Below are 15690 nucleotides of genomic sequence, written 5' to 3' on the forward strand. Positions count from 1 at the left end.
TAACCCTTATGTATATGGTTTGTTACGTGTTTTAAGCACCTATTTTCGCGAATGTAAACCGAATAGAAAATAGATAGGATTTTCGTAAGTGGTTACACAAGTCATTAATTATATGCGGTGTTACCCAATGTATTACTCCTTTATAACTTTTGTTATAAACTCTCTTTCATTTGATATAAATTTTAATAGATAAATGCCATTTGGTAATTCAGTTAAATCAATCATTGATTTTGGTTCAATCATTTTAATAAAACGACCTGTTATATCATATAAAATAATATTATTTAAGTTTTTAATTTTCGTGTTTATTATGCCACTAGTTGGATTAGGATAAACGGCAATACCTTTGAATATAGTTGCATTGTTATCTGTAGAAAGAGTACTGTCAAATTCATAAGCTCCTATATCATAATTTATTCCTGTAGGTCTTGTATTTCCATTTATATCATACGTAACTATTGTACTTACAAGGTTGGTGCCAGCATCAATAGCCTGAGATTCTGTTACCAAATTAAAATCATTTAATGTTGGGTTAACAAATATGGAATTCATGGCGTTAGCCAATAGAGAGTTTGTGTCAAACCCTAATGCTTGCCATGCGGCTAAACTAATAGTAGAACCATCTCCATTATTACTCATTTTATCGTTCAATATATTGTTATCGCTTGTAAACATATCAGTATCATTTATAGCAATACAGCCTCTCCAAGCATGCTGATTAATGATGATGTTATTATAGATTTCAGTATTAATATTAGCTCCGTTTTGAACTAGTATTCCCCATCTACCATCAGAAGGCACAATAATGGTATTATTATATATTTTGGCACCATTAGTTACAATGGCTCCATCTTGTTGAAAAAGTGAAATTCCTTGAGCGGAATGATTATTGTATATAAGGTTATTATAGACTGTAGGATTTTGGAGTCCATCCATATTTATTCCAGCAGCTCCATTATTATCATGAATATTGTTGCCGTAGATTAAGGCATCACTAATTATTCCATCTCCTCCTGCAGATGAATCTCCATTTAAATGGATTCCAACATTATTATTACCATAGCACTCATTATACCTAACTATAGGTCTGTCTGAACTATTAGAGACATAAATTCCGTGTTCATCGATTGAGTTAGTACAAACATTGTATTCAATTAGAATATCGTCTGTAAATGCTGTAAAAATTCCTCGTTCTGCATTATTGTCGCAAGCACAATTTCTAACAATACAATTATTAGAGACTACCACTCGTATTCCATTACCATTTACTAGCATATCGTTAACAATAAAGCTATCGATTATTATATAGTTAGCATTCTCAATGTTAATACCATCGTTTCTTATTGCACCACTTTGATTTATTAATACACTGTTTCCGGTTCCCATAAAAACAATAGGATTTGCTGCTGTGCCACTTACATTTCTTAAGTCAAAACCTACGTAAATTCCATTTTCTACAAAAACGGTATCTCCTGCAATAACAAGATCTGCAGCATGTTGAATAGTTAAAAAAGCATCACTTTGACTTAATCCTGTATTTGAGTTTAGGCCAGAATTTGATACATAGTAGTTAGTAGCTTTCAAGTTGTAACTTGACATTATTATTAAAAGGAAAAGGAGTTTAGGTAAATTCATTTTGTTGGGGTTTTATGTCTTGTCCTGAAATATGGCTAAAGGTTAAAATTGATTTTACGCTGATAATTGATATACCATATTTGGTGTTTTATAGTCTAAAGGTAAATGTAATCTTATTTGGTTGTACAATTTAATTGCATTTTTTGCAGCTTTTTTGGCGTGATCTACGTTAACAAACGTTTGATCGAGAAAGAATTCATCTTTTAAGTAACGTTTGGTTACTTTGTCATTTTTATACATAACTGTTTATAATTATGTTGCCATATGTCAGTACAAAACAAATAGTTCATCAACGATTCGAATAGATCATCAACGGTTCGATACCAATTTACCAACGATTCGAATAGTTCATCAACGGTTCGACACCCATTTACCAACGATTCGAATGATTCATCAACGGTTCGACACCTATTTACCAACGATTCTAATAGTTCATCAACGGTTCAACACTAATTTACCAACGGTTCGAATAGATCATCAACGATTCGACACCCATTTACCAACGATTCGAATAGTCCATCAACGATTCGACATCCATTTACCAACGATTCGAATAGTTCATCAACGGTTCGACACCAATTTACCAACGATTCGAATAGTCCATCAACGATTCAACACCAATTTACCAACGGTTCGACGCCAATTTACCAACGATTCGAATAGATTGTAAATAAATATAAATCCACTAAGATTCGATATAATATTTCAGAAAGTAAAAGGAACTTATTTATCAAAGTTTTCCAATTATTTCCTGTTTTACGGTTTCCCGTAAAGTTTCCTTCTATAAAAATTCTAAGTTTGAGAAATCATTAAATAAAAACGTGCTTAAGTTTTATTTAAGCACTTTCTCTAACCGAAATCAAATTTATTATGAAAAAACTATTATTACTTGGTATTGTTATCACATTTTTAATTCCCAAACAAGTAACTGCTCAAAAAGATGGAGCAGCCGTAGCCGCTGTTGCAGGTGGACTCTTGGCAATTGGAGCAGGGATAGCTGCTGTAGAACAGATGAAGGAACAGGCAGAATTAACGGCAACTCAATGGGTTCTAGCTAATAATCCAGAATTAGAGAGTTTTTCTTTAAAAACACTTTCTTTTAACGGTAAAAAGTTAAAAGATATGTCTGCAACATCGGTTATAACATATAAAATACAAGAATTTAACCCTAGTATGGATCCTGTTTTAGACGGTAAAAAGCAAGTTTTATTCGGGTTTACTAGTCATGGTTGGATTAATCAAAGCGGTATAGATTTCGAAAAAATAAAATGGTATCTCGTTGATACAGCTGAATGGATGAGAATGATGATTGCATATGTAAAAGTATCTTCAGAAGAAAAGAACGAAGCCTCACTTAGAGAGACGTTAATGTCAGGTAAAGTTGTGAATAAAGGGATTAAAGTTAAGAGTAAACTTATCGTACCATTTTTTAAGTTAGAAGGGGATATGTATGTAGTCACCGATTATTCTTCCGAAATGAAATTGGTCTATAACGAAAGGTCTTTAGGTATATTTTTAAAGGAAACAAAAGATTTGGTTCAAATGGGAAGAGGGGATGTTATTGATATTCATGAGTATTTTTTTGATGAAGATTAGATGATAAGAAAGTTAACAAAAGTTAATTGTCAAAAAACATACTTTTAGGAGTTCATATTAAGTCTCATTATTCGCTTAGTAGCTAGTCGTTTTGTGTTGGGTTGATATTTGAGTGAATTTATTCTTTTTTGATATGTTTTGTTAATTGCTTAGTAGTTAGGCTGTTATTTTTTATGATAAGAATATCATTATTTTAAGTGTACGAAAAACAATTGTTTTTTTACCAGAAGAGCCTATGTTTTTAATAAAGTTGCTATATTTAGAGTCTCCCTTAATAATTAAAATTGATAGCGTTATATTTTAAATAATCAATAGAATGAGCATCTATAAAGAGGTCGAATGGTAATTTGAGTCTTTCATGATTTTCATTAACTATTTCTAGTATTTTAAATGAAAATAAATACAAATTTTAGTTTTTTAGAAAAAGGATATCCAGGGTTAATGCATTTAGCAATTCTAGCTGAACGTAATTCTTATTCAGACCCGAGTACAACACTAGCAAAACTTAGAATTCTCACAGAAAAGTTAGCTAGTATTTTAATTGATTTTGAACAATTAGAAGAGCCTTACGATAATAAGCAAATGAGTAGATTGGCTGTTTTAGCTAATAATTCAGATACGCCCTCCGAAATCATTTCTATTTTTCATAGTATCAGAAAATCGGGTAATAAAGCATCACATTCAGGAGAAGGTACACAGGCGGAGGCTAGGTATATGTTAAGGCAAGCCTTTTATTTAACCAAATGGTTTATTGAGGTTTATGAAAACGAGGAGGTTTCTGTAGATTATGCAACACCACAAGAGTCTTGGTTTATTTTAGAAGACTCTAGAGCAGAAGAACTTGAACAAGAGTTGGAACTTCTAAAGCAAGAAGTAGATAGTTATAAGCAGAAAATAAAAGAGCAAACTCAAATTTCTGAAGAAGCAAAACAACAACGTAAAGAGCGAGCTTTTGCAAAAGTAAAAAAAACAGAAGAGACCGAAGCAGAAACACGAGACCGCATTGACAAGCAATTAAGAGATGCGGGTTGGGAATGTGATACACCAAGTTTAAATTATAAATCCAAGAAAACACTTCCTCAAAAGGGAAGACAAATGGCTATTGCCGAATGGAGGTGCGGAACCAAATGGGCAGATTACGCTTTATTTAACGGTTTAGAACTTATTGGTATTGTCGAAGCTAAAAAGCATATTAAAAATGTAATGAGCGATTTAGGGCAGGCTAAAACATATAGTGAGCTTGTAACTCATGATCATAATATTACATTTCCTAAACATTCAAATAATTCATCTTACAATGTGCCTTTTATGTTTTCTACTAACGGAAGACCATATTTGGAGCAATTTAAAACAGCTTCTGGAATTTGGTTTTGGGATGGAAGAGATCAGAAAAATTTAGCAAGACCATTGCCAGACTGGTTTTCACCTAGAGATTTAATTGAAAAGTTAAATTATGATGAAAACGAAGGTGTAGAAAAACTTCAAAAAACAGATTACGATTTATTATCAGACCCAAGTGGTTTAGGTTTAAGAACGTATCAAGTTGTAGCGATTAAAGCCGTAGAACAAAAAATACTTACCAATATAGAAGACAGACGTGCTTTATTAGCTATGGCTACGGGTACAGGTAAAACACGTACCATGATTGGTATGTGTTATCGCTTAATTAAGTCTGGGCGTTTTAGACGAATCTTGTTCTTAGTGGATAGACGTATGCTCGGTAAACAGGCGTCCGATGCTTTCAAGGAAGTACATATTGAAAGTTTACAAACCTTTGCTCAAATTTATGATTTACAAGATTTAGAAGATAAAGTATCAGAATTGGATACTAAAATCCATTTTGCAACCGTACAAGGCATGGTGCAGCGTATTGCATATTCCGATGATTCGCCTAGTGTTGGAGATTATGATTGTATAGTCGTTGACGAAGCGCATAGAGGTTATACGTTAGATAAGGAAATGGACGAAGAAGAAGTAATTCTTCGTGACCAACTCGACTTTCAGAGTAAATACCGTATGGTATTAGACTACTTTGATGCCTATCGCATTGGTTTAACAGCAACACCTGCATTGCATACCAAAGATATATTTGGAGATCCAGTCTTTATGTATTCTTATCGACAAGCGGTTATAGAAGGCTATTTAATAGATTTTGAACCACCTTATGTGTTTCAAACTACATTATCTAAAGCTGGTATTGTTTGGAAAAAAGGTGATGAAGTCAAAGTTTATGATCCCGAAGCCAATGAAATTAAAGATCTAGGAGTTACCGAAGACGAAATTAAGGTGGAAATTACAGGTTTTAATCGCAAGGTGATTACGGAAAATTTTAACCGTGTTATTTTAAACGAGCTGATTTCAACTTATGGAATATTACCTGATAATAAAGGGAAAACTCTAATTTTTGCAGCAACCAATGCGCATGCAGATACTATAGTAAGATTGCTGTATGAAGAGTTTGACGAATTAGGAGAAGAAGCCGATCAAGATGCTATTGTTAAGATAACAGGCGAAGTTTATAACAGAGAAGATTTGCTACGTAAATTCAAAAACGATCAATATCCAAGTATTGTAGTTACTGTAGATTTATTAACTACAGGTATCGATGTACCCAGTATTTCTAATCTGGTATTTTTACGTCGGGTAAACTCACGTATTTTATACGATCAAATGATTGGGCGCGCCACCAGACGTTGTGACGAGATTGGTAAAGAAGTCTTTAAAATTTACGATTGTGTTGGTGTTACCGAAATCATGGCTAAAGAACAAGTCATGAAACCTGTTGCTCCTTTAGTAACCAAAAGCTTTGCTAATTTGGTAGAAGAGCTTGCCATTATTGAAGATAACTATATTAAAGAAGTAAAATTAGACCGTATTATCGCCAAAATTCAGCGTAAAATATCAGGGTTTAACGAAAAGCAAAAAGAACAATTCGAAATACTATCTGGTGAATCCACAGTAAGAGATTTTGCCAAAAAACTAAAAACCATAGATATTGAGCAAGTAAACCAAACTATAGAAGATTACGGTCATTTATGGGAGTTTTTAGACAGGGAAAAAGGACAGTCTTCAAATTACGGTACATTATACAGCGATCATGAAGATAATGTAGAAGAGGTGTCTCGTGCTTACGAGAAAAACTTAAAACCTAAAGATTATTTAGAATCCTTTACCGAATTTATAAATAATAACAGAAACGAAATTGCGGCTTTAAACATTGTTTGCACAAAGCCGAGTAGTTTAACACGTACCGAATTAAAAGAGTTACGATTAATACTAGATACTCAGGGTTTTAATAAAAACAATCTAAACACGGCATATAAAGAAGTTACTAATACAGAAATTGTTGCAGATATTATTGCTCACATACGCACCTCTGCTTTAGGAGAAGACTTGGTGAGTCACCAAGAACGTATCGCTAATGCAGTTTCAAAACTTAAAACATCCCATAATTGGAATCAAATTCAATTAAAGTGGTTGGATAAAATGGAAGCACAACTTCAAAAAGAATCCATTATTACTTTAGAAGATTTAAATAAACCACCTTTTAGCGTCGATGGCGGATTAAAACGCTTAGATAAAGTCTTTAAAAATGAAACAGCTCAAATTATTAATGAACTAAATGATTATCTGTACGCGTAATGGAGAGAGTATTAAAAGACGTTGAACAAGACATTACATTAGTTGGTACAGTTAATATTCATTCTTTTTTCAAAAGGAAAAACAATATTACAATACCAGACTACCAAAGACCTTATGTGTGGGATAAAGAAAAAATAGACCAATTATTTAACGATTTAAAAAATCATTTTTTTACTGATAATATTTTTCAAGATAATACAGATAGTTATTATTTAGGTTCTGTTCTATTGTATAAAAAAGATAATGAATATCAAATAATAGATGGACAACAAAGAATAACTACTTTAGTTTTAATGCTAAAAGCATTTGGTGTTCCTGGTTATTCAGAAGACATTTTTAATTTAAATTATAAGTCTAATATTTCACATAAAAATATTAAGAAAAACTACGACTATTTAGTTTCTTATAATGGTTTCATAAAGAATTTTTTTGAGGATCTTGTAAAGAAATTAGTTTTTACAATTATTATAACACCTTCAGAAGATGAAGCATTTACTTTTTTCGATAGCCAAAATAATCGTGGTGTGCCTTTAAGTGCTATTGATTTTTTAAAATCGTACCATTTAAGAGAATTGAAATATAGTGAAGATCTTCAAGCTGTTTTTGCAAGGAAATGGGATTCAAATAACAAAGGGAAGTTTCTAGAGTATTTGTTTGATAATTATTTATGGAGAAATAGAAATTGGAAAGGAAAATGGCTAGAATATGAGTCAAAAATAGCTATTTTAAATACGTTTCAGAAAAACAGTAAAAAAAGTTATGTAAAAGAGGTTAAATTGTACCCAAATGCTTTTAATACACTCGCTTCAAACCTAGTGTTTGATGAGCAAAAAGGTGTGAATTTACAAACTAATTCTTTATGGTTAAATACAAAAGAGAAGGATTATCCATTTACATTAAGACAACCCATACAAAAAGGGATTGGCTTTTTCTTATATGCAGAAAAATATACCGCATTGTATAACCATTTGTTTGTAGAAAAGGCAGATAATGAATTTATTTATTTTTACGAAACAATTTACTCCAATATCAATAATTATCTTAAAGGGTTTTTTAAACTCTGTTCTATTTCTTTTTATGACCAATTTAAAGGAGAAAAACTATATGACTTTGCTTTGTATTTAGATTATTTTTTAGGAAGTATCCGTTTAGGACAAAAAGCCATTGTTGCTCAAACCATAATAAAAATATTAAGAGATCAATCACAAAATTTATTAGATGTAATTGATATGAGTTATGAGCCACAAGAAGTGTTTGATTTTTTAATTAGTATTACCGATAATAATTTATATCAGAATAATGCTAATGAAAATTTCTCAGGTGTAAGAGGTAATTATTACAATTCAGTAAAGTGGTATTACAAAAAAGAAACAGAAACCATGTTAAATAAAAGAGACTGGATAAATGATAGACTTATTAGAAAGTAACGAGCAACTTATTGATATTAAGTCTGAAGAAATTACTTTAAGCAAAGTAGTTTCTAATAATTTAAGGTTTAATATTCCTTTGTATCAAAGGCTATATGTTTGGGGAGAGGAACAAATAAATACTTTATTAGGCGATATTAAAAATGCATTTCTAACGGACCCTACGAAACCTTTTTTCTTAGGTGGTATTGTTGTTATAAAAAACAACAAAAAGCAATTTGATTTAATAGACGGTCAACAAAGGTTTACTACATTGTGGTTGCTTAGTAAATTTTTAAACAGAGGAGGTTTAGAGCAATTTACTTATACAAATGGAAATAGCAATGAAAATAATACAACTAACAATTTTGATTGCCGATTACATTTTTCTGTAAGAGATTTTGCAAATAAGTATTTTTCTAAACATAAATTTATACTTACTAATTCTGAAAATGAGGAATTAAAAGCTATTTCTTCTGCTGAAAAAACAATCGAAACCTATTTTAACAACGATAGTAAAGAAATAGAGGATATAAATTTAGATAGATTGTCAGAATATATCTTTAAAAATATTCGCTTAATTGCTACAGAAATGCCAATAAATACTGATGAAAATAAAGTGTTTGAGGCCATGAATAATAGAGGTGTACAATTACAACAACACGAAATTTTAAAGTCTAGATTACTTCATCAATTACAAAACGATCCTGATAGAGAAAAATTTGCAATGATTTGGGATGCATGCTCTGTAATGGATGAATATGTAGAAAAAAGTTTAAAAGACACTGCTAATTTTACATGGGGAGAATTGTTTCCAGATAAAGTTGCTGAGAATGAAGACAAGTATGAAGAAATACCAATTGATATTTTACCTAAATTAAAAACATTTGAAAAAAAAGTTGATTCTATAAACCTTTTAAATATCATAAATGATGATCAATTTTTAACATCCAAGGATGATTCTAATGACGATAAAACGCAATATAGTTCAGAACAAGTAAGAAGTATAATAACGTTCCCAATGCTTTTACTACATACTTTACGTATTTTTCAATTTAAAAAATCTAATGATCTAAAGGCTTTATTGAGTGCAGAAGTAAAAGAAAAAAACCTGATTAAAATTTTTGAAGATGCTTTTAAAAATGAAAATCTAAATAATGAATATGTAATTGCTGATTTTTTCAAACTATTATGGCAGGTTAGAGTTCGTTTTGACAAATATGTTATTAAGTGGGTTACCAATCCAGACAGCAATCACGAAGAAACTCATTTGATTAAAAAATTATATAAATCAAAATATAAAGAAACAATTTCTATAAGGAGAGTAAGCCCAGATGCAAATGAAAAATTTGCTTTATTACAAAGTATGCTTTATCACTCTCAAGAATTAATTACACAGTATTGGTTAACGCCATTTTTAAATAAAATGTTAGAAGATGATGTAGATGAAACGATACTTTTTAAGTATTTAAAGCAGCTTGATAACGCCATGTTTTGTAATGAAAGAACTGCAAAACTAAAAGAATTAAGTTTTAGTATGTTAACCAAAGATGAAACAGAGATGAGTGGTAACGTAGATTTTGTTACAGCTGTTTTAAATTTAAAAGATGGGACAAAGTTTGCTAGTTATTGGTTTTACAAACTTGATTTTATTTTATGGATGAACCGAAAAGAGCTTATTGCATATAAAACAGAAGATGTAAAGAAACTCTGGGAAAACTATAGAATGACTGCCAAAAATTCGGTAGAGCATATTTGCCCTCAAACACAAAACCCACATGATTCCGACTTGATTTATAACGTTTCCGATTCGGAAGAAGTGAAAAAACAAAAGCTTGATGATTTTGGAAATTTAGTATTGCTAACCTCTAGCATGAACTCAGAGTATAGTAACAAGATGTACGCAGTAAAAAGAACAGAATTTATAAAGAAAAAAAGATTAGATTCGCTTAAATCAGATATAATCTTTGAAAAAAATAATTGGAATTATCAAAATATGGACGCTCATAGAGTAATGATGATTGAACAATTTTCAAACTACCTTAACAATTAGAAAACATATAAATGGCATTATCCACCCAAGAAATAGTAAACAAACTCTGGAACCTCTGTAACGTATTACGTGACGATGGTATCACTTACCACCAATATCTAAATGAACTCACCTTTATTCTGTTCCTTAAAATGGCAGAAGAAACCGACTATAACGATAAGTTACCAGAAGGCTACCGTTGGGAAGACCTAAAACAAAAAGAAGGTGTAGAACTCGCCACCTTTTACCGCAAATTATTATTAAAATTAGGAACGGAAAGCACAGGCAACATCCAGAAAATATACAACAACGCACAAACCAGTATACAAGAACCAGCCAACCTACGTAAAATTATAAAACACATTGATGAGCTCGATTGGTTTGAAGCCAAAGACGAAGGTCTAGGCGAAATGTACGAAGGCTTGCTAGAAAAAAACGCCAGCGAAAAGAAATCGGGTGCAGGACAATACTTTACACCAAGACCATTAATTAATGTCATGGTGCGTTTAATGGAACCTAAAGTAGGCGAATGCCTTAACGACCCTGCCTGTGGTACCTATGGATTTATGATTGCCGCTCACCATTATATTTTAAAGCATAACGATATTTACAGCCTTGGCGATGCCGAAAACAACCACTTGCAAACCGAGCAATATTCGGGTTGCGAGTTGGTAGGAGATACCCACCGTTTAGCTATGATGAATGCCTTTTTACACGGTATGGGCGGAAACATTGCTTTAGGCGATTCTTTAAGTAGTTATGGTGAAAGCATAAAAAACATGGACTTAGTGCTGGCAAACCCGCCTTTTGGAACCAAAAAAGGAGGCGACCGACCAACCAGAACCGATTTAGTCTATCCAACAAGTAACAAGCAACTCAACTTTTTACAAGGTATTTATAGAAGCTTGCATACAAGAGGAGGAGCAAGAGCTGCCGTAGTATTACCAGATAATGTATTGTTTGAAGATGGCGACGGACAAAACGTACGTAAAGACCTCATGGAAAAATGCAACCTGCACACCATTTTGCGTTTGCCAACAGGCATTTTTTACGCCGCAGGTGTAAAAACCAACGTGTTATTCTTTGAGCGTGGCACCATAGATAAAGCCAATACCAAAAACGTGTGGTTTTACGATATGCGTACTAATATGCCCAACTTTGGAAAACGTACACCCTTTACCGAAAGCTATTTTGCAGATTTCGAAAAAGCCTACACGGCCAAAGACCGCAACAAAATTAAAGACGAACGTTTTAGCTGTATCTCTAGAGATACTATTGCTAAAAAGAACGACTCTTTAGATTTAGGTTTAATAGCAGACGATAGTATTACCAAAGCCGAAGATATTGGCGAACCGATAGAAATAGCCAAAGAAGCTTTAGCCGAATTATCTAGCATTACCAAAGAGTTAAATGCAATAATTAAAGCATTAAACTAAATGGAGAAGACATTTCCAAAAAATTGGGTTGAGACTAATGTTTCTGAATATTTGATTAATTATGATAATCAAAGAAAGCCTATATCTTCAAAGGAAAGAGAATCGAGAAAAGGTGATTTTCCATATTTTGGAGCTACAGGAAAAATTGATAATATAGACGGTTTTACTCATGATGGTGAATTCGTACTAATCGGTGAAGATGGAGCGAATTTATTAACTAGGGTTAAACCTTTGGCCTTTTTAGTTGCAGGAAAAATATGGGTAAATAATCATGCGCATGTATTGAGTTCTGGGAATACTATTCAGAATAAGTTATTTACTTTTTATTTCAATAGTCTAGATATTAGTGAGTTTGTTTCTGGTTCTGCACAACCAAAATTGAATCAAAAAAACTTAGGGTTAATTCCTATAAAATTACCACCACTAGCAGAACAACAACGCATTGTTGCGAAGTTAGATGAGTTATTTGGGCATCTAGACAGCCTAAAAACCCGTTTAAACAACATACCACAAATCCTTAAAAACTTTAGACAAGCGGTATTAACCCAAGCGGTAACAGGTAAACTGACTGAGGAATGGCGTGTTGGGAAGGAGTTGGAGGATGTGAATGAGTATTCAGAAAACCTTATTGAATATAAAAAGCAAATTTATATTCAACAAATGGAGAAATGGAAGTTAGAAAGTAAAGAAAATACTGTTAAACTAAAAAAACCCTCAAAACCTAAAATCTTACCTGAAGTTGAAGATTGGGAAAATGAATTTAGTGTTATTATACCCGAAAATTGGAAATTTGTAAGATTTAATCATGTAACAGCTAAAATTGGAGATGTTGATCATAAAATGCCTAAAAATATAGATGTTGGAGTTCCATATTTATCAACAGGAAATATGAAGGACGTGAATAATCTAGATTTTGAAAATTCACGTAAAATTTCTCGTGATGATTATATGATTTTATCTTCAAAAATAAAACCTGAAAAAGGTGATATTATTTTTCCTAGATATGGCACTATTGGAAGAAATATTTTGATTGATTTTGATAGAGAGTTTTTAGTTTCATATTCATGTGCAATCGTTAAGAATCTATATAAACTAATGAATCCTAAATATGTATTCTTAGTTTCGATTTCACCTTTTATTAAACAAGAAATAAGTAAGCATGTAGTTCAGACTACACAAGCTAATATTGGTATAGCTTCCATTGAAAAATTCCTGTTCCCACTATGTACATTAGAAGAACAAACCGAAATTGTAAAACGTGTAGAACATTTATTTACCAAAGCAGATGCTATAGAAACGCAATACCAAAGCCTAAAAGCAAAAATAGACAGCTTACCGCAAGCTATTTTAGCCAAAGCTTTTAAAGGTGAGTTGGTGGCGCAGTTAGATACAGATGGTAGTGCTGAGGTTTTGTTGGAGGAGATTCAGAAGATGAAAGAGAATATGACTAAGCAATCTGTTAAACCTAGAAAGAAGAAAAAGAAAAAAATATGAAAATATTAGAGCTTTGGATTTCCAAATACAATAATATAGAAAATATTACTTTTGACTTTAATAAGAGTCCTTTGATTACTCTGTTAGTTGGGCAAAATGGTTTAGGAAAGTCTAATTTTTTAGAAGCTGTTGTGTTTATTTTTAAGCATTTGCATTTAACAGAAAATGAAAGAGAATTAACTACGGATTTGCATCCTCGTTTTTTTAGTTATTCTATTGAGTATATATGTAAAGGCAATCATATAAAAATTGAAGCTAAAAACTCAAGCTTGTCAATTCAAGTTAAGAAAGTTGGCGAAAATGATTTTTTAGATTTATCATTTAGTCAATTCAAAAAAGAGAGAGAAAATGCGTATTTGCCAGATTTTTTAATAGCCTATTATTCTGGAGAGAACAAAAGGATCAAAACTTTATTTTCTAGACATAAGGTTAATAGAGAAACAAAATTAAAAAGGAACATAGATGGTCATCCTCTTGGGCGTTTCTTTTTTACTGATGAAAATTTTGGTGAACTAATTTTTTTAATGCTCTGGATTTTTAAGGACTTAGAACCTTATAATAAATTAATAAATCAAGTTTTTGAAGAATTTCTTCAAATTGAAACAACAAGTAAAATAGAAGTTTCTTTAATAAATCCTGATTTCTATGATAAAAACAAATCCTTAGGTGTAGAATATCTAAATTCATCTGGAGGTGATTATTCTGAATCTATATGGAACCTGAAAGGAAAGGTAGATAGTTTTGTGAAATTACTGCTTAATAATCATATTGCACATTCAGAGGCTATTGCATATGATGAAGATGATAAGGAACATATTGACTTTATTCATTTAAATTTTGAAGTATTAGCAAAGACAATCATTGAGCAATATGAAACACCAATAGCTTTCTTTGATGTATTAGAAGCAGCAAATAGTATAGGAATAATTGAAGAAATAAAGTCTACAATAAATAAGCAAGGAGCTAGAATACGACATAATTACTCACAACTAAGTGAAGGAGAGCAACAATTGTTAACCATTCTAGGATTACTTTTATTTACTGGAGAATATGATACTCTTTTCTTGTTTGATGAGCCTGACACACACTTAAATCCTAAATGGCAGCGAGATTTTCCTGAATTACTAGATGATTTTAATATAGATAATCAAAATAGTCAAATACTAGTTGCTACACATAGTCCATTAATTGTTCAATCATCAGATAAAGCAGACACCTTTTTATTTAATAAAATAGATGACAAAATTGTAGTAGATCAAAATCCTCATCATATAAAAAACTGGAGAATAGATCAAGTTTTGCAGAGTGAATATTTTAAAATAAAAAACGTTCGCCCAACATCATTAGATGAATTTATGTTAAAAAGAGAAGCTATTTTGAATAAAGAAATAGTAACACCAGATGATATAGAACAATTAAAAGAAATAGATAAGGAATACGAAGTGTTGCCAACAGGAGAAACTATAAGTGATTTTGAAACACTTCACTTGTTAAAACAAATAATAAGTAAAGCGAGTATCGATGATAAAGATTGATAGAGATATATTTCCTCCTGATGACGAATATAAAATAGGAAGGCATAGAGGAAGACAAAAATGGAGGGTCAAAGAAAATGAGATAATTTCAGCTTATAAAGCTGATAGTTCTGCGTTTTTACAAGGGAATTACACATTCCCTCAACATCCATCATATACTTTATGGAAAAAAGAATTAATAAAGTGTCAAGGAAAAAAATGTTGTTATTGCGAAAAGCCAATAAACAAAGGTGCAATTGAGCATTATAGACCTAAAAATGCATGGAAACAATCTGGAGGAAGTCAATTAAATAGACCTGGTTATTATTGGCTAGCTTATAGATGGTCAAATTTATTGCTTTCTTGTAATGAATGTAATAGTTCTGGGAATAAAGGTAATTTGTTTCCTGTTTCAGGTAATAGGGCAGTTACTTTGAAATGCGACCTAAAACTAGAGAATGAATCATTAATTAATCCTTATGATGAAGATCCTGCAACTTATATATCATTTTACAAATCTGACATAATTTCTTTGCATCCAAAAGGTAGAGCTACAATTGATATTCTTAGTTTGGATACTAGAAGTGATTTAGCTTCAATAAGAGAAGACCGCTTTCAGCTTTATAAAAATGCTTTGATGATTTCAAAATTACCTTTAGATAATGGTGTTATTGAAAATAATATAATTGAAGAAAATAAAAAAAAAATAAAAAAAATCAAACGGGATAAACATTTTTCAGGCATGTTGCAGTCTAATATATCACAAGGTTTGATTTAATGTTCAGTTTTAGAAAAGAAGAAGAAATAACAATTCGTTTTACATTAAAGTATTTTTAGAAGTAGCCAATGATGAGGAAGTATTACAAGGTAACAATAGTATTATTGGCAGAATAGGAGAAGCAATAGCATGTTCATTTTTAGAGCAAATATGTAGA

General features: G+C 31.5%; 10 protein-coding genes. 8 read left to right on the plus strand and 2 right to left on the minus strand.

Annotated elements, in window-relative coordinates; all coding sequences use genetic code 11:
* Positions 1-132: 132 nt before the first annotated feature.
* Positions 133-1635, minus strand: a complete 1503-nt coding sequence (locus M4I23_RS12985; protein ID WP_249754696.1) for a NosD domain-containing protein — start codon at positions 1633-1635, stop codon at positions 133-135.
* A 54-nt stretch (positions 1636-1689) separates the two neighbouring features.
* Positions 1690-1875, minus strand: coding sequence for an IS3 family transposase (locus M4I23_RS12990; RefSeq protein ID WP_249754697.1), 186 nt, complete (start codon positions 1873-1875; stop codon positions 1690-1692).
* Between the two features lie 630 nt (positions 1876-2505).
* Here M4I23_RS12990 and M4I23_RS12995 point away from each other — a divergent pair.
* The 8 genes from M4I23_RS12995 (at position 2506) to M4I23_RS13030 (ending at position 15533) form a co-directional block, all read left to right on the plus strand.
* Complete coding sequence (locus M4I23_RS12995) at positions 2506-3231, plus strand: hypothetical protein (protein ID WP_249754698.1); 726 nt, start codon at positions 2506-2508, stop codon at positions 3229-3231.
* A gap of 390 nt (positions 3232-3621) precedes the next feature.
* Positions 3622-6873, plus strand: coding sequence for a type I restriction-modification system endonuclease (gene hsdR / locus M4I23_RS13000; RefSeq protein WP_249754699.1), 3252 nt, complete (start codon positions 3622-3624; stop codon positions 6871-6873).
* Positions 6873-8300 carry a DUF262 domain-containing protein gene (locus M4I23_RS13005; RefSeq protein ID WP_249754700.1) on the plus strand — a complete coding sequence of 476 codons (1428 nt, stop codon included), beginning with the start codon at positions 6873-6875 and terminating at the stop codon, positions 8298-8300. Before hsdR ends, M4I23_RS13005 begins: the two co-directional genes overlap by 1 nt.
* Positions 8278-10332 (plus strand): DUF262 domain-containing protein, encoded by a 2055-nt coding sequence (locus M4I23_RS13010; protein ID WP_249754701.1) that lies wholly within the window; start codon positions 8278-8280, stop codon positions 10330-10332. The genes M4I23_RS13005 and M4I23_RS13010 overlap by 23 nt, the downstream gene beginning before the upstream one ends.
* Positions 10333-10343: 11 nt before the next feature.
* On the plus strand, positions 10344-11747 hold the full coding sequence (locus tag M4I23_RS13015) for an N-6 DNA methylase (protein WP_249754702.1): 1404 nt from the start codon (positions 10344-10346) through the stop codon (positions 11745-11747).
* Positions 11748-13241, plus strand: a complete 1494-nt coding sequence (locus tag M4I23_RS13020; RefSeq protein ID WP_249754703.1) for a restriction endonuclease subunit S — start codon at positions 11748-11750, stop codon at positions 13239-13241. It abuts the gene before it with no gap.
* On the plus strand, positions 13238-14776 hold the full coding sequence (locus M4I23_RS13025) for an AAA family ATPase (protein ID WP_249754704.1): 1539 nt from the start codon (positions 13238-13240) through the stop codon (positions 14774-14776). Before M4I23_RS13020 ends, M4I23_RS13025 begins: the two co-directional genes overlap by 4 nt.
* A complete protein-coding gene (locus tag M4I23_RS13030) occupies positions 14763-15533 on the plus strand; it encodes a hypothetical protein (protein ID WP_249754705.1) in 771 nt (256 codons plus the stop codon). The genes M4I23_RS13025 and M4I23_RS13030 overlap by 14 nt, the downstream gene beginning before the upstream one ends.
* Positions 15534-15690 lie beyond the last annotated feature (157 nt).

Origin of the sequence: Algibacter sp. L4_22 (assembly GCF_023473045.1) — a bacterium.
Lineage (GTDB): Bacteria > Bacteroidota > Bacteroidia > Flavobacteriales > Flavobacteriaceae > Algibacter.